The sequence below is a fragment of the Microbacterium oxydans genome, from assembly GCF_000956405.1.
GTDB lineage: Bacteria > Actinomycetota > Actinomycetes > Actinomycetales > Microbacteriaceae > Microbacterium > Microbacterium oxydans_C.
Window position 1 is genome coordinate 355945 of sequence record NZ_JYIV01000030.1, and the last position, 22401, is coordinate 378345.

Genomic DNA, 22401 nt, shown 5'->3' on the forward strand with positions numbered 1-22401 from the left:
CCGCCCCGAGGTCAGAGGTCGTTCATCCGTGGGATGAGCACCTGGCGGTAGATGATCAGGATGCTCGCGGCCACCGGGATCGCGATCAGCGCGCCGAGGAGACCGAGCAGACTTCCACCCGCGAGGGCCGCCACCACGACGACGGCACCCGGCACCGATACAGCGCGGCTCATGATGCGAGGCGAGATGATGTACGCCTCGATCTGCATGTAGATCAGGTAGTAGATCGCCGCGGCGATCGCGGTCGCCGGGGAGCCGAGTCCGGGGATGAGGCAGACCAGCACGATGATCGTCGAGCCGGTGAGCGTGCCGACGAGCGGAATCAGCGAGAAGAAGAAGGCGATCACGGCGAGGACTGCGGGGAACGGCGCTTGGATGATCGACAGGTAGATCGCACTGAGCACACCGTTGATCACGCCCTGGGTCACCTGGCCCATGACGTAGTAGCCCACCGAATCCGTGATCTGCTCTGACAGGTCGATGAACCGGTCGCGCTTCGACGCCGGGGCGAGCTGGTAGACCGCGCGCTTGAGCGACGGCGTGGATGCCGTCAGATAGATCGTCAGGATCAGGACGATGAAGGCTCCGAACAAGCCGCTGAGCACGGCACCGCTGGCGATGAGAACACCCTGGCCGATCGAGCCGCCGATTTCCGTGAGGTTGGTCGTGAGCCAGTCCTCGACGTAGCTGAAGACATCATCGACGCGGAGATTCGGGAATGCTTCGGTCATCCACTGCTTCAGGTCGTCGATCGCGGTCCCGCGCTGCACGATCGCCGTGATCTGGGCGACCAGCTGGGAGATCTGATCCACCAAGACCGGGAGCACGATGAGCACGATGGCCACGAAGACGCCGAGCACCGCCAGGATCGTCACGAGCACAGCAGCCCAGCGGGGGAGGCGTCGGCGTTCGAGGAAGGAGACGAGGGGATCGAGGCCCAAGCTCAGGAACAGTGCTGTGCCGAGGTAGAGAAGCACGGTGGAGAGGTTCTGCACGCTGTTGATCAGCAGGATCCCCAACCCCACGCCGAGCGTCGCCACCAGGGCGGTGCGGAAGGGATTGTGGATCTTCATCGGAGACTCCTCGAGACGGCTCCAGCAAGATTATCCAGACGCGCCGCATCCGACCGGAGGACGTGCCGGTCCAGCGGCCACTGCACCTGCTCGTGGGCAACACACAGCTGATTTCGCTAGTCTGAAATGTCGAGTGTTGCGTCGCGGGCAGAGGCCTGTGATGCGTGAGGAGACTTTTCGTGCGTTTCGTATGGGCCGTCGTGGCCTTCGTGCTGGCTGCCGCGCTGATCGGTGCGGGGATCGCGCAGCGAACCATCTTCATGGGGCCTGCCACGCAGAAGACCCAGGTCGAGATCAGTGAACCGGCACCGTTCGTCCTCATCGACGGCGACGTTCTGCGGGCGAACCCGGGGGCTCAGACTTTGATCGTCCGCGGGCAGGGCGAGATCTTCGGAAGCTACGGCCGGACGGCCGACATGGAGGCCTGGCTGGCGGACTCCGACTACAACCAGGTCACGATGAAGAAGGACGGCGACTTGGCCGTCAAGCACATCGCCTCCGCCGACGCCGAATCCGACGCCTCCACCGATGCCCCGACCGACGGCGGAGCCGATGCTTCCGCGGAGGCTCCGACGGGCCGTGATCCGCGTGGCTCCGACCTGTGGCTCGATTCCTTCGTGAAGGACGACCGACTCACCGTCGAGAACATGCAGCTTCCGGAAGGGACGAGCCTGCTCGTCGCTTACGACGGCACCACCGACGCGCCTGATGACATCGTGGTGTCGTGGCCGCTCGACAACTCGACCCCGTGGGCGGGGCCGCTCATGGTCGCGGGTGGCATCGCACTGCTCCTCGGTCTCATCCTCTACATCCTGGCCATCCGCCACCAGCGTCGTGGGCGCGGTCCGCGCCGCAAAGGTCCAGGTCCTCTTCCTGTCACCGAGCCGATCGACGTCGCCGCCCTGCCTCCCGCGGAGCGTGCGGCGATCGAGGACCCCGACGCCGCCGCGGCGACACCTCCTGCGGAGTCGGAGCCGCGGCCGAAGGACGACGTGGAGGACGCGGAGATCGTGGACGAGAGCAAGGACCCGGATTCCAAGACGTCGATGCGCGCTGCGAGCCCTCGACGTCGTCGCCGTCTGCTCGTGATCCCTGCGCTCGGGCTCACCGCCGTCCTCGCCGCCGGATGTTCATCCGACTCCTGGCCGCAGCTGGGCGACGCATCACCGACGCCCTCGCCGAGCCCCACGGTGGTCGCCCCGGAGAATCAGAAGCCGCCGGCAGTCACGGAGGCGCAGGCCAAGCGCATCCTGAAGGCTCTCGCAGGCACCGTGAGCGAGGCGGACGCCGCCCTCGATCTCGACCTGCTCGCGACGCGCTTCGAGGGACCGGCGCTCGCGACCCGGACCACGGAGTATGCGCTGCGCACGAAGCTTCCGGACACGGTGCCGCCCGCCGCCATCCCCACCGATGACGTGGAGGTCGTGCTCCCCGAAGCCACGGACCAGTGGCCGCGCACCGTCCTCATGCTGTCGAAGACCGGTGACGACACCGTGCCGCCCGTGGTGCTCACCATGACGCAGGCCGACCCCTGGTCGAACTACAAGGTCTCCCACATGGCTGAGATGTCCGCCGACGCGGCCTTCCCTGAAGTGGCAGCCTCCTGGCTCGGCACGTCGCTCGTCCCGTCCGACTCGGCCTTCCTGACGATCCCGCCCGCCGATCTGGCCGCGACGTTCGCCGACGTGGTCGATCAGGGGGAGCAGAGCGCCTCCTACGGCAAGTTCGACGACCTTGCACTCGCCTACGCGAAGTCGATCACCGACAGTCGCCAAGCGGTCGTCCAGGCACTCGCGGACAAGGGCGCTGCCGATACCTCGAAGGCAGCGTTCGACATGACCGCGACGCAGGATGCACCCGTCTCGATGACCACTCTCGACAGTGGGGCCATCGTCGCCGTCACCCTCACCGACACCGAGACCGTGACCCCGACGGGCGAGGACGTCTCGATCCGATTCGGCGACAACGCGCAGGCGAAGGCGCTCACCGACGCGACCGAGTCCGCGAAGGGCGTCGAGACGACCTACGAGTTCCAGCTGTTCTTCTCGGTTCCCGCCAAGGGATCGACGGAGCAGATCCGGCTCCTGGCAGCCCACCAGGACCTCCTGTCCGTGAAGGTGATCAAATGAGTGAGATCTCTCCTGCCGCTCTGCGCGGCGCCGTCGACCTGTCCAGCCTCCGCAACCGGCCTGCAGCCCCGACCGAGGCGGCGTCCCCGTCGGCGGTGGCCGATGTCGTCGTCGATGCGACAGATGAGACGTTCGGACAGATCCTCGAGATCTCCCGGACCGTGCCGGTCGTCGTCGACCTCTGGGCCGAGTGGTGTGGGCCGTGCAAGCAGCTGAGCCCGATCATCGAGAAGGTGACGCGTGAACTCGGTGGGCGGGTGCTGCTCGCCAAGGTCGACGTCGACGCGAATCCGCAGCTCGCCCAGAGCTTCCGGGCGCAGTCGATCCCGATGGTGGTGGCGCTGATCGCCGGGCAGCCCGTCCCCATGTTCACTGGCGCTGTGCCGGAGCAGCAGGTGCGCGACGTGTTCGCCCAGCTGCTGCAGGTCGCTGCGCAGAACGGTGTCACAGGGTCGCTCTCGGTCGCAGAAGAGGGCGCAGAACCGACACCGCCGGTCGAGCCGGAGCTTCCCCCGCTGCATGCCGAGGCATTCGCGGCGATCGAGCGCGGGGACTACACAGCGGCGATCACGGCGTACGAGAAGGCACTCGCGGAGAACCCGCGCGACGCGGACGCGCTCGCGGGTCTCGGTCAGGTGCGCCTCCTCGATCGCGTGCAGGGCCTCGATCTGCAGACGGCGCGTGCCGCGGCAGCTGACGCGCCTCTCGATGTGCAGGCGCAGTTCGACGTGGCCGACCTCGACCTCGCCGGCGGTCATGTGGATGACGCGTTCGGTCGGCTGCTCGACCTGTTCGCGCAGCTCCCGACCGACCAGCGCACTCCCGTCAGGGAGCGTCTCGTCGAGCTGTTCGGGCTCATCGGCGCGGATGATCCGCGGGTTGTGTCTGCGCGGAACCGGCTCTCGTCGCTTCTCTTCTAGAGACGTGGCCGCCCCTGGCGCGTGGACACGCGCCAGGGGCCTCAGCCGTTGTTGACCGTCGGCACGTGCGGGTCGGACTGATAGCGCAACCAGAGCGTGGACAGCGCGGGCAGTGTCATGGTCGCGAGCGGTGCAGCGCCGCCTTCGGACGGCTTCGCATAGACCAGCCCGAGATTTCCGGATCCACGGCCGCCGTAGTCGGCCGCGTCCGTGTTGAGCACCTCCTGCCATACGCCCTCGCGGGGCAGGCTGAGCTGGTAGCCCGTGCGTTCCACTCCGGCGAAGTTGCTGACGACGACGAGACGACCGCCGTGGGCGTCGCGCCTCTCGAAGGCGATCACCGTGGGATCCCAGCTCGGAGCACCGAGTCGACTGAAGGACGAACCGTCGTTGTCTCGCTCCCACAGCGGCGCCTGGGCCCGGTACGTGCGGTTCATCACGCCCACGAAGTCCTGCAGCTGCGCGTGTGAAGGTTGCTCGAGGAGCCACCAGTCCAATTCCCGGCTCTCCGACCACTCCGCGAGCTGACCGAATTCCTGCCCCATGAAGAGCAGCTTCTTCCCGGGGTGCCCCCACATGTACGCGAGGTACGCGCGGACGTTCGCGAGCTTGTGCCAATGGTCGCCCGGCATCTTCGCGAGCAGACTGCCCTTGCCGTGCACGACCTCGTCGTGGCTGATGGGGAGCAGATAGTTCTCCCCGAAGGCATACACGAAGGAGAAGGTCATCTCGCCTTCGTGGTGACCGCGATACATCGGGTCGCGAGCGATGTACTGGAGCGAGTCGTTCATCCACCCCATGTTCCATTTGAAGCCGAAACCCAGACCCGCGTGGTCGGTCGGAGCGGTGACGCCGGGGAAGCTGGTCGACTCCTCCGCGATCATCAGGATTCCCGGGTGCAACCGATACGAGGTGGCGTTGACCTCCTGCAGGAAGCGGATCGCCTCGAGGTTCTCCCGTCCGCCGTGGATGTTCGGCTCCCATTGGCCGGGTTCACGTGAATAGTCGAGATAGAGCATGGAGGCGACTGCATCGACACGGAGCCCATCGACGTGGAACTCCTCGAGCCAGTACAGCGCGTTGGCGACGAGGAATCCTCGCACCTCCGGTCGTCCGTAGTCGAAGATCAGCGTCCCCCAGTCCTGATGCTCGCCCCGCCGCGGATCGGGGTGCTCGTACAGCGGCTGTCCGTCGAAGCGGGCGAGAGCGAACGCGTCCTTGGGGAAGTGGCCAGGTACCCAGTCCATGATGACGCCGATGCCGGCCTGGTGCAGTCGATCGATCAGGTAGCGGAGGTCGTCGGGGCTGCCGAATCGACTGGTCGGTGCGTAGTACCCGCTCACCTGGTATCCCCAGGATCCGCCGAACGGGTGCTCCGCGAGCGGCATGAACTCGACATGGGTGAATCCCGCTTCGGTCACGTGCTGGATCAGCGGGTCCGCGATCTCGCGATAGCCCAGGCCCCCTCGCCACGATCCGACGTGGACCTCGTAGACCGAAAGCGGCTGTGCGACGGCATGGGTGGCTGCTCGCCTGGTCATCCAGGCCCCGTCCGACCACGAGTGCGAAGAGGTCGTCACCACGGAGGCGGTGTCCGGGGGCACCTCGGCCGCGAGCGCCATCGGATCGGCTTTGAGGATCCACGCGCCGTCGCGAGTACGGATCTGATACTTGTACCTGGTGCCGATCGGGATTCCGGGGATGAAGAGCTCCCAGACGCCGCTGACTCCCATAGAGCGCATCGCGTGGGACTCGCCGCTCCAGTCGTTGTGATCGCCGACCACGCGCACGGCTGTGGCGTTCGGTGCCCACACTGCGAACGAGACGCCGATCTCACCGTCGAAGGTTCGCAGGTGCGCCCCGAGAGCCTCCCACAGGCGTTCGTGGCGACCTTCTGCGATGAGATGGAGGTCCAGGTCACCCAGAGTCGGGGGATGACGGTAGGGGTCGCCGACGATCGTCTCCTCGTGCTCCCCGTATCGTGTGGCGATCCGGTACGGGAGCGGGGGACCGTCGTGCTGAGCTTCCCAGATGCCGTGCGCGACATGGGAGAGTTCGAGCCTGGTCCCGTCGGCGAACACGGCGGCGACCGAGCCGGCGAGGGGGCGCCTGGCCCGGATGACCGTGACGGTGCGATCAGCGGCATCCTTGCGGGCGTGCGCTCCGAGGACCGTGTGCGGATCGTGGTGCGTGGCGGCCGAGATCGCCTCCCACTCGGTGGACGCTGCGACGTCGTCGGTGTAGCTCATGATCGCTCCCTCACCTTCAGGATGTGCACGGGCTCGGCGAAGGCGTCGAGTCGAACGTAGTTGTGGTCGGTCCAGGTCCAGACCGCGCCGGTGAGAAGGTCCTCCACCTCGAAGGCCTCGCCCAGCGGGATTCCCCACTGTGTCGTGTCGAGATGCACGGTCGTCTCGCGGACGGAGTGCGGGTCGACGTTGGCGACCACGATGATGGTGTCCTGGCGTCCGGTGCCGGTGAACGCGGCTGCGAGGTGCTTGCTGTAGACGAGGACGGCATCGTCGTCGCTCCAGTGCACCCGGAGGTTGCGCAGCTGCTGCAGGGCGGGGTGCTCCTCGCGGATCGCGTTGAGTCGGCGCAGCAGCGGAGCGAGCGAATCCCCACTGGCCTCGGCTCCCGCCCAGTCGCGGAACTTGAACTCGTACTTCTCGTTGTCGATGTTCTCTTCCGAACCGGGCCTCGCGACGTTCTCGAACAGCTCGTACCCGGCATACACGCCATAGACGGGCCCGGCCGTCGCGGCGATGCAGGCGCGGATGCGGTAGGCCGCCCTGCCGCCGAACTGCAGGTACTCGGTGAGGATGTCGTGCGTGTTCACGAACAGGTTCGGGCGCATGTAATCGGAGGTCTCCTGGGAGACCGACGTCAGGAACTCCTCGAGCTCCGCCTTGGTGTTCCGCCACGTGAAGTAGCTGTAGCTCTGCTGGAAGCCCACGGCGGCGAGCGCGCGCATGACCGCCGGGCGTGTGAACGCCTCGGCGAGGAAGATGACGTCGGGGTCGCTGGCGTTCACCTCGGCGATGAGCCACTCCCAGAACTGGAGCGGTTTGGTGTGCGGGTTGTCGACGCGGAACATCTTCACGCCCTGGGCGACCCAGTGTCGGACGACGCGCAGCATCTCGGCGTAGATGCCGGTGGGGTCGTTGTCGAAGTTGAGCGGATAGATGTCCTGGTACTTCTTCGGCGGATTCTCGGCGTAGGCGATCGTGCCGTCGGGGAGCGTGGTGAACCACTCCGGATGCTCTCTCACCCAGGGGTGATCGGGAGAAGCCTGCAGCGCGAGATCGAGCGCCACCTCGAGGCCCTCCTTCCTCGCCGCACGCACGAAAGCTCGGAAGTCCTGCGCCGAGCCGAGCTCCGGATGGATGGCGTCATGGCCGCCTTCCGCTGCGCCGATCGCGTAAGGCGAGCCGGGGTCTCCCGGTTCGGCCGTGAGGGTGTTGTTGCGGCCCTTGCGGTTGGTGGTCCCGATCGGATGGATCGGGACCAGGTAGACGACGTCGAACCCCATGGCCGCGACTTCCGGTAGCCGTCGAGTCGCCGTGCGGAGTGTGCCACTCTTGACCGTTCCGTCCTTCAGGCGTCTGGCTCCCTCTGAACGCGGGAAGAACTCGTACCAGGAGCCGACTCCTGCGGCGCGACGATCCACGTTCAGGGTGTGCGAGAGCGTGACGGAACGCAGCGACGCGACGGGCCGCTCCCGGAAGACCTGTGCGAGCTCCGCATCCGTCGACAGGGCGATGGTCGTCGCGGCATCTCCGTCGCGGAGCGAGAGCGCATCTGCGGCCAGTCGTTTCCGCTGCGCCGCAGGACGGTCCTTCTCCGCGGCGGCGCGGGTGAGGAGGTCGGCGCCGAGGGCGGCCATGACGGGGACGTCGACGCCGGCCGCCACCTTCAGCGCGGCCGCGTGGGCCCAGGTGGCGAAGTCGTCCGAGAAGGCCTCGAATCGGAAGATCCAGGGGCCCTGCTCGTCGAGTTCGATCTCCGCCGCCCAGGTATCGGTGCCGTCATCGCGCGGGCTGAGGCGGTGCAGGCTCTCCTCACCGGAAGGCGACGTGAGGCGGACGTGCACGCCGATGATGTCGTGCCCCTCGCGGAACGCGACCACGCGGAAGGGGACGACCTCCCCGACGAAGGCCTTCGGGGTGAACCCGCCGGGGACGGAGGGCGCGGGTTCGAGCAGCGGGATGCGCGTCGTGCGCAACGAGCCGGGAGTGTCCGCTTCGCCCGGGGCGCGCGCCGGGATCTGAGCGGGGCTCCGAAGAGCCGAGGACCGAGTACCAGCACGAGCAGCCACCTCCCGAATGTACCGCGCGGAAGTGGTGGCGGATAGCGCGCCGGGTGGTGGGTCGGAAGCCGGGTTCATTCCACGCGGAAAAGCCTCATCGAAGTGCCGGATACCGGAAGGACGTCTCCGGGCGCGAAGACCTCGGCGTCGTCGGAGGGGCGTTCCTGGGCGCTCGACCACAGGGAGACGAAACGCGTCGCCCCGTCGATCTCCTCGGGGAGACGGACGTCGACGGGGGATTCGGTGCCGTGGACGATGAGGAGGATGCGGTTGTACGCCTCGGTGTCGGGCGTGGAGGCGGCGACGTACTGCAGCGTCCTGTTGCCCGGGTCGGCCCACTGCTCCTGTTCCATCGTCTCGCCGTTCTGGTCGTACCAGTCCATCACCGAGGCGTTGGGGATGTGCTCCCCGAGACGGGCATAGCGGCTGGGTCGCAGCGCGGGGTTCTCCTGTCGCAGGCGGATCAGGCGGGAGACGTGTGCGCGCAGGTCCTCTTGCCATGGCTCGAACTCCCAGCTGAGCCAGGTGAGCGCGGAGTCCTGCGCGTAGGCGTTGTTGTTCCCCCGCTGGGTGCGCCCCACCTCATCGCCGGCAGTGAGCATCGGAATCCCGGCGGACAGCAGGAGGGTGCCCAGGAGGTTCCGCATCGCCTTGTGCCGCGCGGCGAGGATCGTCGGGTCGTCCGTCGGTCCCTCGACTCCGTGGTTGAAGGCACGGTTCATGTCAGCGCCGTCGCGGTTGTGCTCGCCGTTCGCCTCGTTGTGCTTCACGTCGTAGGAGACAAGGTCATGCAGGGTGAATCCGTCGTGCGCGGTCACGAAGTTCACGCTGGCGAGCGGACCGCGGTCCTCACTGAAGGTGTTGGAGGATCCGGCCAGGCGGGTCGCGAACCCGCCGATGCCGACCGGGGCAGACGCGCGACGCGCATAGTCGATGTCGCTCAACCAGAAGTTGCGCACTCTGTCGCGATAGCGGTCGTTCCATTCGTGCCAGCCGGCGGGGAAGTTCCCGGTCTGCCAGCCGCCGAGACCGACATCCCACGGCTCGGCGATGAGCTTGGTGTCGGCGAGGACGGGGTCGTTCGCGATGGCGGTGAGGAGGGGATGCTCGGGCGAATACGTGTGGGCCTCGTCTCGCGCGATGGCTGTGGCGAGGTCGAAGCGGAACCCGTCGATCTGCATCTCCTGCGCCCAGTAGCGCAGGGAGTCCAGCACGAGCCTCGCCCCGGCGGCCGTCGACGTGTTGAGGGTGTTGCCGCAACCCGTGGTGTCGATGTAGATCCCGGACTCGTCCTGGCGGTAGTAGCTCGAGTTGTCGATGCCGCGCAGGCTCGACCGCGGTCCGCCGATGCCCTCTTCCGAGGTGTGGTTGTAGACGACGTCGAGGATCACTTCGAGCCCCGCCTCGTGAAGCAGCCGCACCGTGCCTTTGAACTCGGCCAGGACGGCTTCAGGCCCTTCTTTGCGTGCCTCCTCTGTGGCATAGGCGGTGTGCGGGGTGAAGAAGTTCAGGGTGTTGTAGCCCCAGTAGTTGGTCAGTCCGCGCTCGAGGAGACGCGGTTCGGGCACGAACGCGTGCACGGGCAGCAGCTCGATCGAGGTGATGCCCAGCTCGTGGAAGTACTCGATCATCGCGGGGTGCGCGAGACCGGCGTAGGTGCCGTGCAGCGCGGGCGGCACGTCGGGATGACGTTTGGTGAGCCCCTTGAGGTGGCCTTCGTAGATCACGGTGCGGTCCAACGGCACCCGCGGCTTCTGCGAGCCTCCCCAGTCGAACCCGTCCACGATGACCACCGATCGCCACTCCTCGTAGCCGTCTCCTTGCGCCAGGCCGCGCGCGTAGGGGTCCAGCAGGAGCGTCTCCGGGTTGAAGGTGTTCCCCGGGCCGTGCGGGCCGCCGACACGGATGGCGTAGCGGACGCCGGGCTGGAGCATCTCGGTCGTGACCTCCCAGATCCCTCCGGGCAGCCGCTCGAGTGGCACCTGATCCGTGGCCCAGTCCAGATCGGTCGCATCGAAGACGACCAGTTCGATGGACGAGGCGTTCTGCGACCAGACGCGCAGTGTTCCGACACCGTCGTGCAGACGGACGCCGAGGTTGTCGAGGACGGGGCCGCCGGGGGCGGTGAGGTCTCGGGACGCGGGCATGAGTACACATTAGGCGTGATGTGTTGCCGTCTCATGTCAGGCGGGCACCGTCCCGGACGGGAGGGCCCCCTCCCGTCCGTTTCGCGAGAGAATCGGAGGATGCGGCATTATCTCGACCACGCGGCGACCACGCCCCTGCGCCCCGAAGCGCGTGAGGCATGGCTGACCGCGTCAGAGACGGTCGGCAACGCGTCGTCGACCCACGGTGCCGGCCAGGACGCCCGCCGGCTGCTCGAGGAATCCCGCGAGCGTGTGGCGGCGGTGCTGGGAGCAGACCCGATCGAGATCGTCTTCACCTCGGGCGGCACCGAGTCGATCAACCTGGCGCTGCAGGGCCTATGGCGCGCCCGGCCCGCGGGGACATCGGCGATCGTGATGCCGGACGCCGAGCACCACGCGACGATGGACACCGTCGCCGCCCTCGTCGACGAGGGGGCGGACGTACGACGCGTCCCGGTCTCGCCCGCGGCGCGGATCGTCCCGGAGCGGTTCGCCGATGCTCTTCCCGGAGCCGCCCTAGCCACTGCTCTGATGGCGAACAACGAAGCGGGGACGATCAACGATGCGCGGTCGCTCGCCGCGGCGTCGGCCGAGTCCGGAGTTCCGCTGCACCTCGATGCTGTCGCCGCGCTCGGCCATGTGCCTGCGTCCTTCCGCGGTCTACGGGGAGAGGCGGAGAGCGGGGTGGGGCTCGTCGCGATGAGCCTCGCCGGACACAAGATCGGCGCGCCGGTGGGGGTCGGAGTTCTCGTGACCGCTCGTTCGGCCCGGCTCACGGCTCTGCTGCGCGGGGGAGCACAGCAACGCGGCCTGCGCGCCGGAACTCAGGATGTCGCCGGAGCGGCTGCCCTCGCGGTGGCTCTCGAACTCGCGGAGCACGAACGGGAGAGCGAAGCTGCTCGACTCAGGGTGCTGCGCGACCGTCTGGTGGCCGGGATCGGTGCCGCGGTACCGAGCGCCGAGCTGCTGGGCGATCCGACGGAGCGGCTGCCGGGCAACGCGCACATCCTGTTCCCCGGTGCGGTGGGGGAGAGCCTGCTGTTCCTGCTCGACGTCGCAGGAGTGGCGGCGTCGACCGGTTCGGCCTGCCAGGCGGGTGTGGCTGAGCCCTCGCACGTCGTGATGGCGATGGGGCGCACGGAGAAGGACGCCCGCAGCGTGCTGCGCTTCTCCCTCGGACGGACCTCGACCGAGAGCGACGTCGACGCCGTGCTCGGTGCGATCGCCGAGGCGTATGCGCGCGCATCCGGCGCCGGCACAGCCGCGCGCTCGTAGACTGGTCGTATGCGGATCCTTGCGGCGATGAGCGGTGGAGTGGACTCCGCCGTCGCGGCAGCCAGAGCCGTGGAGGCGGGGCACGACGTGGTCGGCGTGCATCTTGCGCTCTCCCGTGCCGGCGGAACGCTGCGGACGGGCAGTCGCGGCTGCTGCACGATCGAGGATGCCCTGGATGCTCGCCGCGCCGCCGACATGCTCGGCATCCCCTTCTACGTCTGGGACTTCTCCGAGCGGTTCCGCGACGATGTGATCGAGGACTTCATCTCGGAGTACCAGGCAGGACGCACGCCGAATCCGTGCATGCGCTGCAACGAGAAGATCAAGTTCGCTGCGCTTCTCGAGCGCGCCATCGAACTGGGGTTCGACGCGGTGTGCACGGGGCATTACGCCACGCTGATCGACGGCGAGGGCGGCCTCGAGCTCCACCGGGCGTCGGACAACGCGAAGGACCAGTCCTACGTGCTGGGCGTGCTGACGGCGGAGCAGCTCGCGCACACCTACTTCCCGCTCGGCACCACGCCCTCGAAGGCGATCGTCCGAGCGGAGGCCGAAGCACGCGGCCTGAGCGTCGCGCAGAAGCCGGACAGCCACGACATCTGCTTCATCCCCGACGGCGACACGCGCGGCTGGCTCGCCGAGAAGGTCGGCACGGCCACGGGCGAGATCGTCGATCGTGCAGGTGACGTGGTCGGATCGCACGAGGGCGCGCACGCCTTCACCGTCGGGCAGCGGCGCGGACTCAAGCTCGGCGTCCCTGCAGCAGACGGAAAGCCGCGCTTCGTCCTCGAGGTGCGCCCGGTCTCGAACACGGTCGTCGTCGGCCCCAAGGAGGCTCTCGCGATCGCGGAGATCGCGGGAGGGCGATTCAGCTGGGCCGGCGCTGCGCCGACACAGTCTTCGTTCGAGTGCCACGTGCAGATCCGCGCACACGCCGAACCGGTCCCTGCGAGAGCCGAGGTCTCCGACGACGGCGTCCGTGTGACGCCCGAGGTGCCGTTGGACGGCGTCGCACCAGGACAGACCGCCGTGCTCTACATCGGAACGCGCGTGCTCGGGCAGTTCACCATCGACACCACGGTGTCCGCGGTTCCCGTCGGCGCGTAGCTTCCTCCGGTGTCGGTGCCCGCTCGTAGACTGACGGAGTGCCGGAGAACATCTCGCTGGAAGACGCCCGAACCGAAGCCGAGGAGCTGACCACTCGCATCCTCGATGCGAAAGAGGCCTACTACGGTCGCGACACTTCGATCGTCGACGACGCCACCTACGACGGCTGGATGCACAGGCTCGAAGAGCTCGAACGTCTGCATCCGGAGCTTCAGGGTCAGGACTCGCCGACGCAGATGGTGGGAGCGGCTGAGGCGACCGGCCTGGCCACGATCGAGCACGCCGAGCGCATGCTCAGCCTCGACAACGTCTTCTCCATCGACGAACTGCGGGAATGGGCCGCGAAGACGAAGGCCGCCGCGGGTCGCGAGGTCGCCTGGCTCACGGAGCTGAAGATCGACGGGCTCGCCATCAACCTTCGATACGAGAACGGCGTTCTCACGTCCGCGGCGACCAGGGGCGATGGCCGCGTGGGGGAGATCGTCACCGAGAACGCGCTCCGTCTCCCCGAGATCCCGTATCGCCTGAGCGGCGAGGGGCACCCCGCCATCGTCGAGGTCCGCGGAGAGGTCTTCATCCCCGTCGCGGCATTCGAGCGCCTCAACGCGGCGCAGGCGGCCTTCCGCGACCGCGCGTACGCCGACGCACTCGATCGCTGGGAGTCACGGGGAGGGGTGAAGAAGCCCTTCGACGAGGAGAAGGCCCGCACCGCTGCCGCCCGTCGATTCCCCGCATTCGCCAATCCGCGCAACGCGGCGAGCGGCGGCCTGCGTCAGCAGATCGACAAGAAGAACGGGCTCGAACTCGAAGCCGGGATGCTGCGCATCGAGTCCCTCGCCCTCTACGTGCACGGCGTCGGCGCATGGTCGAACCCTCCTGTGGCAGTGCAGAGCGAGGTGTACGACCTGCTCGCCGAGTGGGGCCTGCCCACGAGTCCGCACACCCAGGTGTGCCACACGATCGACGAGGTCGTGACGTTCGTCGAGTACTTCGGCGAACACCGTCATGACATCGAGCACGAGCTCGACGGCATCGTCGTCAAGGTCGACGAGCTCGAGCTCCATGACGAACTCGGTGCGACGAGCCGCGCTCCGCGGTGGGCGATCGCCTACAAGTACCCGCCGGAGGAGGTGCAGACGAAACTTCTCGACATCGTGGTGTCGGTCGGTCGCACCGGGCGCGCGACACCCTTCGCGGTGATGGCGCCTGCCCACGTCGCCGGTTCCGTGGTCCGTCAGGCCACCCTGCACAACAAGGACGTCGTCAAAGCGAAGGGTGTGTTGATCGGAGACACCGTCGTGCTGCGCAAGGCAGGCGACGTGATCCCCGAGGTCCTCGGTCCTGTCGTCGAGAAGCGCGATGGCACGGAGCGCGAGTTCGTGATGCCCGTGGCGTGCCCGGAGTGCGGCACACCGCTTCGCGCGATGAAAGAGGGCGACATCGATCTCCGCTGCCCGAACGCCCGGTCGTGCCCCGCGCAGGTGCGCGGGCGAGTCGAGCACATCGGTTCTCGTGGTGCCCTCGATGTCGAGGCACTCGGCGAGGTCACCGCCGCAGCCCTGACACAGCCGACATCCCCCGCAGTGCCTCCGCTCGAGACCGAGGCCGGCCTGTTCGCCCTCACACTCGACCAGCTCGTCCCCATCGAGCTGGTGGTCCGTGACGCGGAGACCGGACTCCCCAAGGAAGACGAGGACGGGATCGTCAAGACGCGTGCGCCGTTCCGAAGGAACCCGACTGCGGCCGAGAAGAAGTCCGGCCTCGAGGGTCCGCAGCCCTCATCCCAGGCGCTCACGCTTCTCGCCGAGCTCGAGAAGGCCAAGACGAAGGACCTCTGGCGTCTGCTCGTGTCGCTGAACATCCGCCATGTCGGACCCGTCGCCGCCAGGGCGCTCGCGCAGTGGTTCGGCTCGCTCGTCGCCATTCGCGCGGCGACGCGCGAGGAACTGGCAGCTGTGGAGGGCGTGGGAGGCATCATCGCCGACTCGCTCCTGGCATGGTTCGAGGTCGACTGGCACCAGGAGATCGTGCAGCAATGGGCGGACGCGGGGGTGCAGTGGACGACACCCGGCCATCCGGGACCGGGCGCCGCCGTCGCGGCGGGGGGAGTGCTCGACGGACTGACCGTCGTCGCCACCGGCTCACTCGAGGGCTACACGCGCGAAGGAGCGCAGGAGGCCATCATCAAGGCAGGAGGCAAAGCGGCGTCGAGCGTGTCGAAGAAGACCGACTTCGTGGCCGCCGGTCCCGGTGCAGGTTCCAAACTCGCGAAGGCGGAGGACCTCGGTCTCCGGATCCTCGACGCCGCGCAGTTCCACATCCTGGTGACGCAGGGCCCCGACGCGCTCCCGCCCGCAGACGAAGGGGCGTGAAGGACGTCTCGCTGATCCTCGGTGCTCGGATCGCGCGCGGAAGCGACCAGTCGCCTCCGCGCGCGATCCGCATCAGCTCTTGTGGCGCGGCTTACGGAAGGGCTTCTCGTCCCGGCTGTCGCGGGCAGGGCGCTCATCACGGTCTCGACGATCGAAACGGTCTCCCCGACCACCGGCTGCGCGGTCATCACGCGGCCCACTGCTGCGTCGCGCACCCGGACCACGATCGGGCTTGATCTCGATGAGACGGCCCGAGATGCGGGTGTCACGGAGCTTGTCCAGCACCGACGGATCCATGTTCGACGGAAGCTCCACGGTCGAGAAGTCCGGGCGGATGTTGATCGCCCCGAAGTCGTCACGTCCGAGACCGCCTTCGTTGGCGAGAGCGCCGACGATCTGGCGCGGCTCGACGCGGTGGCGGCGACCGACCTCGATGCGGTAGGCGGTGTAGTCTCCGCGACCACGGCGTTCGCCACGCGGCTCGCGTGCGGGGCGCTCGCGCTGAGGCCGGTTGTCTGCTTCGACGGCTCTGGTCAGAGCATCGTTCGCGGGATCGAGGAGAAGAGGCTTGTCTCCCTGCGCCACGACGGCGAGAGCAGCGGCGACATCGCTCTCCGGCACGTCGTGGTGCCGCACGTAGTGGGCCACGATGTCGCGGAATGCGTCGATGCGACCGGTCTCCGACAACACGGCGGTGATCGCGTCGTCGAAGCGGTTCAGACGCGTGGTGTTGACGTCCTCCGTGCTCGGCAGCTGCATCTGCGTGGGCTGCTGGCGCGTCGCCTTCTCGATGTGCTTCAGCAGGTAGCGCTCGCGCGGGGTGATGAAGCTGATCGCGTCGCCTGTTCGTCCCGCGCGCCCGGTGCGCCCGATACGGTGCACGTAGGACTCGGTGTCGGTGGGGATGTCGAAGTTGACCACGTGGCTGATGCGCTCGACGTCGAGTCCGCGGGCGGCGACGTCGGTTGCGACGAGGATGTCGAGCTTGCCGTCCTTGAGCTGGTTCACGCTCCGCTCGCGCTGCACCTGGGGCACGTCTCCGTTGATGGCGGCAGCGGAGTAGCCGCGTGCGCGCAGCTTCTCGGCCAGCGTCTCGGTCTCGTTCTTCGTGCGGACGAAGACGATCATGCCGTCGAAGTTCTCGACCTCGAGGATGCGGGTCAGCGCGTCGACCTTCTGCGCGTACGAGACGACGAGGTACCGCTGCGTGATGTTCGTGCCCGTCGCGGTCTTCGACTTGATGCTGATCTCTTCCGGTTCCCGCAGGTACTTCTGCGCGAGGCGGCGGATCTGCGGCGGCATCGTCGCGGAGAACAGGGCGACCTGCTTCTCTTCGGGCGTCTGCGCGAGGATCTGCTCCACGTCCTCCGCGAAGCCCATCTTCAGCATCTCGTCGGCTTCATCGAGCACGAGGTACTGCAGCTGCGAGAGGTCGAGAGTGCCCTTGGCGAGGTGGTCCATGATGCGGCCCGGCGTGCCCACGATCACGTGGACTCCACGACGCAGCGCGGAGAGCTGCACACCATAGCCCTGGCCGCCGTAGACGGGGAGGACGTGCACGCCCTTCATCTTGGAGGCATACGACTCGAATGCTTCACACACCTGGAGGGCGAGCTCACGGGTCGGAGCGAGCACGAGCGCCTGCGGCGTCTTCTGCGAGACGTCGAGACGTTCGAGCACTGGCAGTGCGAAAGCCGCGGTCTTGCCGGTGCCGGTCTGCGCCATGCCGACGACATCACGTCCGGCGAGCAGGGTCGGAATGGTGGCCGCCTGGATGGGCGACGGGGTCTCGTAGCCGAGGTCCTTGATGGCTTTGAGGACGGGCCCGGTGATGCCGAGCTCCTCGAATCCGGGGGTCGCGGGGGAGTCCTCGGGGGCGTCGGTCAGCACTGCATCTTCAGGGGTCACTTCCCAAGGGTAGCGCGATGAGCGTCTCGCCGCCTGTGAGGGCGACCTCAGGCACCGGTGTTGAGGGCCACCAGCTTCTCCTTCACCTGCCGACGAAGCACCTTGCCGATCAACGACTTCGGGAGCTCATCCACGACGAAGATCCGCCGGGGGACCTTGTACGGCGTCAGGATGCTGCGAGCGAATTCGCGGATCGCTTCGACGTCGACCTCGGCCCCGGGGTCGACGACGATCGCCGCGACGACTTCCTCACCCGAGTGCTCGCTCGGAAGACCGATGACCGCAGCATCCACCACCTCAGGGTGCTGGCGCAGCGCATTCTCGACCTCGGTGGGGGCGACGTTGAAGCCGCCGGTGATGATGAGCTCCTTGATCCGATCGACGATCCGCACGAAGCCGGCCTCGTCGATCGTCACGATGTCGCCCGTCCGATACCACCCGTCGACGAACACGGCCTCGGTCTCCTCCGGCTTGCCGTAGTACCCCGAGAAGACCTGCGGCCCGCGCACCACGAGCTCTCCCGCTGCGCCCGCGGGTACATCCTCGGTGGGATTCTCCGGGTCGACCACCCGGCATTCGGTGCCGGGCAGCGGAAGCCCGACGGTGCCGGGCACGCGGTTGTCGGCGACAGGATTCGCCATGAGCACAGGGGAGCACTCGCTCAGCCCGTAGCCCTCGACGAGATAGCCGTTGGTCGCCTCCTCGAAGGGCACGACCAGCTCGTGGGGCAGCGCCATGGCCCCGGAGATCGCGACCTCGATGCCGTCGAGGGAGACACCCTTGGCCTTGGCGGCGCTCAACAGGCGGTCTGCGATCGGCGGCACGAGCGGCAGGAACGTGGCGGGGTGCTTCTTCACGACGTCGAGGACCAGGTCGGGATCGAACTTCGGGAACAGCACGAGTCGGGCGCCCATCGACATCGCGAACGTCAAGCAGAGCGTGAGGCCGTATGCATGGAACATCGGCAGCACGGCGTAGACGACGCATCCGTTGCCCCGCTGGATCGACGGCACCCAGGCTTGGGACTGCGCGGCGTTGGCGAGCAGGTTGCGGTGGGAGAGCGCAGCGCCCTTCGGCGTCCCGGTGGTGCCAGAGGTGTATTGGATGATCGCGAGATCGTCCGCTGCAGGCTTCGGGTGCGACGCGGGCAGAGGGTCCGCCGTGATCAGCGAGTCCCAGGCGACTGTGCCTCGCACCTTCTCGGTGAGCGCCGCACGGGATTCCCGGGCCTTGGCGACGGGGAGGCGCAGAGCGAAGCGGGTGAGGAGGGGCATCGCGCGGGTCACGTCGACCGAGACGAGGTTCGACACCGCAAGGTCGGCGGGGAACTCCTGCACCGTGGAGACGACCTTGTTCCACACGATCGCGTGCTTCGCGCCATGGTCCTCGAACTGCTTGCGGAGCTCTCGCGGCGTGTACAGCGGGTTGTGCTCGACCACGACCGCGCCGAGCCGCAGCACGGCGTAGAACGCGATGATGTGCTGCGGACAGTTGGGGAGCACGATGGCCACCGGGTCGCCGGCACGGACCCCCAGGTCACGCAGACCTCTCGCCGCACGGTCGATGGCGGCCTGGAGCTGCGCATACGTCGTCTCGCGACCGAAGAACTGGAGGGCGGGGGCATCCGGATAGTCGCGCGCCGAAGCGGCGACGATGTCGACGAGCGATCCGTCGACGGGAGGCAGGTCTTCCGGGACGCCTGCGGCGTAGCTGGCGGTCCACGGGCGCGGGGGCTGGAACGTGCTCACCCGCCCAGCATATGTCGGCGGGCGCAGCGGCGAGAGGAGTGGCGGGTGCTCCAACTAGACTGAGGGAGTGTCTGAAATCACCCCTGAACTCGTGCGCCATCTCGGTGTGCTCGCACGCATCCAGCTGAACGACGACGAGGTGTCGCGGCTCACGGGCCAGCTCGACGCGATCGTCGACAACATCGCGAAGGTGTCGGAGGTCGCGACCGCCGACGTGGCGGCGACGAGTCACCCCATCCCGCTGAGCAACGTCTTCCGCCCCGACGTGGTCGGGCAGACGCTCACGCACGAGCAGGTGCTTCAGAATGCCCCGGACGCCGCCGACGGCCGCTTCCGTGTGACCGCGATCCTGGGAGAAGAGCAGTGAGCGACATCATCCGTCTGGACGCGGCGGATCTCGCCGCCAAGCTCGCTTCCGGCGAGGTGTCGAGCGTCGAGGCCACCCAGGCCCATCTCGACCGCATCGCCGCGGTCGATGGCGACGTCCACGCGTTCCTGCACGTCAACGAGGGGGCGATCGAGGCGGCTGCAGCGATCGACGCCCGTCGTGCGGCGGGTGAGGAGCTCGGTCCGCTGGCCGGTGTGCCGCTCGCCATCAAGGACGTCCTGGTCACGACGGATCAGCCCACCACGAGCGGCTCGCGCATCCTCGAGGGCTACCGTTCGCCGTACGACGCGACGGTCGTCGCACGCTCGCGCGCTGCAGGCCTGATCCCGCTCGGCAAGACCAACATGGACGAGTTCGCCATGGGGTCCTCCACCGAGCACTCGGCGTACGGTCCGACGCACAACCCCTGGGACCTCGACCGCATCCCGGGTGGTTCCGGCGGTGGTTCGGCTGCAGCCGTCGCCGCGTTCGAAGCGCCCCTCGCGCTCGGTTCCGACACGGGCGGCTCGATCCGTCAGCCCGCGCACGTGACGGGCACGGTCGGCGTCAAGCCCACCTACGGCGGCGTGAGCCGCTACGGCGCCATCGCCCTCGCCTCCAGCCTCGACCAGGTCGGCCCGGTCTCCCGGACCGTTCTCGACTCCGGGTTGCTGCACGACGCGATCGGCGGCCACGACCCCAAGGATTCGACCTCGTTGCGCGATGCGTGGCCCTCTTTCGCCGAGGCCGCTCGAGAGGGTGCACGCGGAGATGTGCTCAAGGGACTCAAGGTCGGCGTGATCCGCGAGCTTCCCGACAGCGGCTTCCAGCCCGGCGTCGCGGCGTCCTTCCGCAGCGCTCTCGCGCTCATGGAGGCCCAGGGCGCCGAGATCGTCGAGATCGGCGCGCCGCACTTCGAGTACGGCGTCGCCGCCTACTACCTGATCCTCCCGGCGGAGGCGTCGAGCAACCTCGCGAAGTTCGACTCGGTCCGCTTCGGCCTGCGGGTGACCCCGGACGGCAACCCGACCGTCGAGGACGTCATGTCCGCGACGCGTGACGCCGGATTCGGCGACGAGGTCAAGCGCCGCATCATCCTCGGCACGTACGCGCTCTCGGCGGGTTACTACGACGCCTACTACGGCAGCGCGCAGAAGGTCCGCACGCTCATCCAGCAGGACTTCGCGAACGCGTTCGCCGAGGTCGACGTGATCGCGACGCCCTCCGCGCCGACCACGGCGTTCAAGCTCGGCGAGAAGATCGACGACCCGCTGCAGATGTACCTCAACGACATCACCACCATCCCGGTGAACCTGGCCGGTGTCCCCGGGATCTCCATCCCCAGTGGTCTGTCGGACGAGGACGGTCTCCCTGTCGGCATCCAGTTCATCGCTCCGGCGCGCGAGGATGCTCGTCTCTACAAGGTCGGCGCAGCGCTCGAGACGCTCCTCGTCGATTCGTGGGGTGCGCCGTTGCTCACCCGTGCACCGCAGCTCGCAGGAGGGAAGCGCTGATGGCCGCCGCCAAGCTCATGGACTTCGACAAGGCGCTCGAGCTGTTCGAGCCGGTCCTCGGATTCGAAGTGCACGTCGAGCTGAACACCCACACGAAGATGTTCTCCGATGCGCCGAACCCGGCCAACGAGGCCTTCCACGCCGCCGAGCCGAACACGCTGATCGCTCCGGTCGACCTGGGGCTCCCCGGTTCGCTGCCGGTCGTGAACGAGACTGCCATCCGTTCGTCGATCAGCCTCGGCCTGGCTCTCGGCTGCTCGATCGCCGAGTCGAGTCGGTTCGCCCGGAAGAACTACTTCTACCCCGACCTGGGCAAGAACTATCAGATCTCGCAGTACGACGAGCCCATCGCGTACGAGGGCTCGGTGGAGGTCGAGCTCGAGGACGGGACGCTCATCACGATCCCTATCGAGCGGGCCCACATGGAGGAGGACGCTGGCAAGCTGACCCACATGGGCGGGGCGACCGGACGCATCCAGGGCGCCGAGTACTCGCTCGTCGATTACAACCGTGCGGGCGTGCCGCTGGTCGAGATCGTGACGAAGACGATCTTCGGCACCGACCACCGGGCACCGGAGGTCGCGAAGGCCTACGTGCAGGCGATCCGCGACATCGTGCGAGGCCTCGGCATCTCGGAAGCGCGTCTGGAGCGCGGCAACCTGCGCTGCGACGCCAACGTCTCCCTGCGTCCGCGGGGACAGGAGAAGCTCGGCACCCGCACCGAGACGAAGAACGTCAACTCGATGCGCTCGGTCGAGCGTGCCGTGCGATACGAGATCCAGCGTCAGGCGCAGATCCTCGCAGACGGCGGCACCATCATGCAGGAGACCCGGCACTGGCACGAGGACACGGGCACGACGTCGCCGGGTCGCCCCAAGTCGGACGCCGACGACTACCGGTACTTCCCGGAGCCGGATCTGCTGCCCGTCGAGCCCGCGGCCGAGCTGATCGCGGAGCTTCGCGATGCGCTTCCGGAGCAGCCGGTCGCACGGCGTCGCCGCCTCATGACCGAGTGGGGATTCACCGACCTGGAGTTCCAGGACGTCCGCAACGGCGGCCTGCTCGAGGTCGTCGAGGCGACGATCGCCGCCGGAGCGACTCCGGCGACCGCGCGCAAGTGGTGGACCGGTGAGATCACCCGCATCGCGAACAGCCAGGAGAAGGACGCGACCGAGCTGATCAGCCCGGAGAACGTGGCCGCGCTGCAGCAGCTCGTCGATGCGGGAACGCTGACCGACAAGCTGGCGCGTCAGGTCCTCGAGGGCGTCATCGCGGGGGAGGGTTCGCCGCAGGAAGTGGTCGACTCCCGCGGGCTCGCGGTCGTGTCCGACGACGGAGCGTTGATCGCCGCCATCGACGAGGCCCTCGCCGCACAGCCGGACGTGATGGCGAAGATCAAGGACGGCAAGGTGCAGGCTGCCGGCGCCGTGATCGGAGCCGTGATGAAGGCGATGAAGGGCCAGGCGGACGCCGCCCGTGTCCGTGAGCTCATCCTCGAGCGCGCTGCGCAGTAGCACGCCACCCTGGGCCTC

14 protein-coding genes are annotated in these 22401 nt (G+C 67.9%); 8 read left to right on the forward strand and 6 right to left on the reverse strand.

Features of this window, described 5'->3' with window-relative positions; genetic code table 11:
- Positions 1 to 11: 11 nt before the first annotated feature.
- Positions 12 to 1073, reverse strand: a complete 1062-nt coding sequence (locus RN51_RS17085; RefSeq protein WP_045265224.1) for an AI-2E family transporter — start codon at positions 1071 to 1073, stop codon at positions 12 to 14.
- A 179-nt stretch (positions 1074 to 1252) separates the two neighbouring features.
- Between RN51_RS17085 and RN51_RS17090 the strand changes: the two genes are divergently transcribed.
- On the forward strand, positions 1253 to 3202 hold the full coding sequence (locus RN51_RS17090) for a hypothetical protein (RefSeq protein WP_052674761.1): 1950 nt from the start codon (positions 1253 to 1255) through the stop codon (positions 3200 to 3202).
- A complete protein-coding gene (locus RN51_RS17095) occupies positions 3199 to 4122 on the forward strand; it encodes a tetratricopeptide repeat protein (protein WP_045265226.1) in 924 nt (307 codons plus the stop codon). The genes RN51_RS17090 and RN51_RS17095 overlap by 4 nt, the downstream gene beginning before the upstream one ends.
- A gap of 41 nt (positions 4123 to 4163) precedes the next feature.
- Here the strand turns inward: RN51_RS17095 and glgB are convergent, their stop codons facing one another.
- The 3 genes from glgB to glgX all read right to left on the reverse strand — a co-directional run bounded on the left by glgB (position 4164) and on the right by glgX (position 10578).
- Positions 4164 to 6371 (reverse strand): 1,4-alpha-glucan branching protein GlgB, encoded by a 2208-nt coding sequence (gene glgB, locus RN51_RS17100; protein ID WP_045265227.1) that lies wholly within the window; start codon positions 6369 to 6371, stop codon positions 4164 to 4166.
- The gene (locus RN51_RS17105; protein WP_419865802.1) at positions 6368 to 8440 is read right to left on the reverse strand and encodes a maltotransferase domain-containing protein; all 2073 of its coding nucleotides are present in this window, start codon (positions 8438 to 8440) and stop codon (positions 6368 to 6370) included. Before RN51_RS17105 ends, glgB begins: the two co-directional genes overlap by 4 nt.
- A gap of 65 nt (positions 8441 to 8505) precedes the next feature.
- Positions 8506 to 10578: a glycogen debranching protein GlgX gene (gene glgX, locus RN51_RS17110; RefSeq protein WP_045265228.1), complete on the reverse strand. Its 2073-nt coding sequence runs from the start codon at positions 10576 to 10578 to the stop codon at positions 8506 to 8508.
- A 99-nt stretch (positions 10579 to 10677) separates the two neighbouring features.
- Between glgX and RN51_RS17115 the strand changes: the two genes are divergently transcribed.
- Genes RN51_RS17115 through ligA form a run of 3 tightly spaced genes read left to right on the forward strand, consistent with a single transcriptional unit; the run spans position 10678 to position 15332 of the window.
- Entirely contained in the window at positions 10678 to 11853 is a 1176-nt protein-coding gene (locus RN51_RS17115; protein ID WP_045265229.1) for a cysteine desulfurase family protein, read from the forward strand.
- Positions 11854 to 11862: 9 nt separating this feature from the next.
- Positions 11863 to 12960 (forward strand): tRNA 2-thiouridine(34) synthase MnmA, encoded by a 1098-nt coding sequence (mnmA, locus tag RN51_RS17120; protein WP_082066638.1) that lies wholly within the window; start codon positions 11863 to 11865, stop codon positions 12958 to 12960.
- 38 nt (positions 12961 to 12998) lie between these two features.
- Entirely contained in the window at positions 12999 to 15332 is a 2334-nt protein-coding gene (gene ligA, locus RN51_RS17125; protein WP_045265231.1) for an NAD-dependent DNA ligase LigA, read from the forward strand.
- Positions 15333 to 15404: 72 nt separating this feature from the next.
- Here the strand turns inward: ligA and RN51_RS17130 are convergent, their stop codons facing one another.
- Positions 15405 to 17222, reverse strand: coding sequence for a DEAD/DEAH box helicase (locus tag RN51_RS17130; protein WP_045265232.1), 1818 nt, complete (start codon positions 17220 to 17222; stop codon positions 15405 to 15407).
- A gap of 65 nt (positions 17223 to 17287) precedes the next feature.
- The gene (locus tag RN51_RS17135) at positions 17288 to 18988 is read right to left on the reverse strand and encodes a long-chain-fatty-acid--CoA ligase (protein ID WP_045265233.1); all 1701 of its coding nucleotides are present in this window, start codon (positions 18986 to 18988) and stop codon (positions 17288 to 17290) included.
- A 67-nt stretch (positions 18989 to 19055) separates the two neighbouring features.
- Here RN51_RS17135 and gatC point away from each other — a divergent pair, with 67 nt between their 5' ends.
- From gatC to gatB, 3 genes are read left to right on the forward strand one after another with little or no spacing between them, the layout of a single operon-like run.
- Positions 19056 to 19355, forward strand: coding sequence for an Asp-tRNA(Asn)/Glu-tRNA(Gln) amidotransferase subunit GatC (gatC, locus tag RN51_RS17140; protein ID WP_026049703.1), 300 nt, complete (start codon positions 19056 to 19058; stop codon positions 19353 to 19355).
- Positions 19352 to 20869, forward strand: a complete 1518-nt coding sequence (gene gatA / locus RN51_RS17145) for an Asp-tRNA(Asn)/Glu-tRNA(Gln) amidotransferase subunit GatA (protein ID WP_045265234.1) — start codon at positions 19352 to 19354, stop codon at positions 20867 to 20869. The genes gatC and gatA overlap by 4 nt, the downstream gene beginning before the upstream one ends.
- Entirely contained in the window at positions 20869 to 22383 is a 1515-nt protein-coding gene (gene gatB, locus RN51_RS17150) for an Asp-tRNA(Asn)/Glu-tRNA(Gln) amidotransferase subunit GatB (protein ID WP_045265235.1), read from the forward strand. The genes gatA and gatB overlap by 1 nt, the downstream gene beginning before the upstream one ends.
- Positions 22384 to 22401 lie beyond the last annotated feature (18 nt).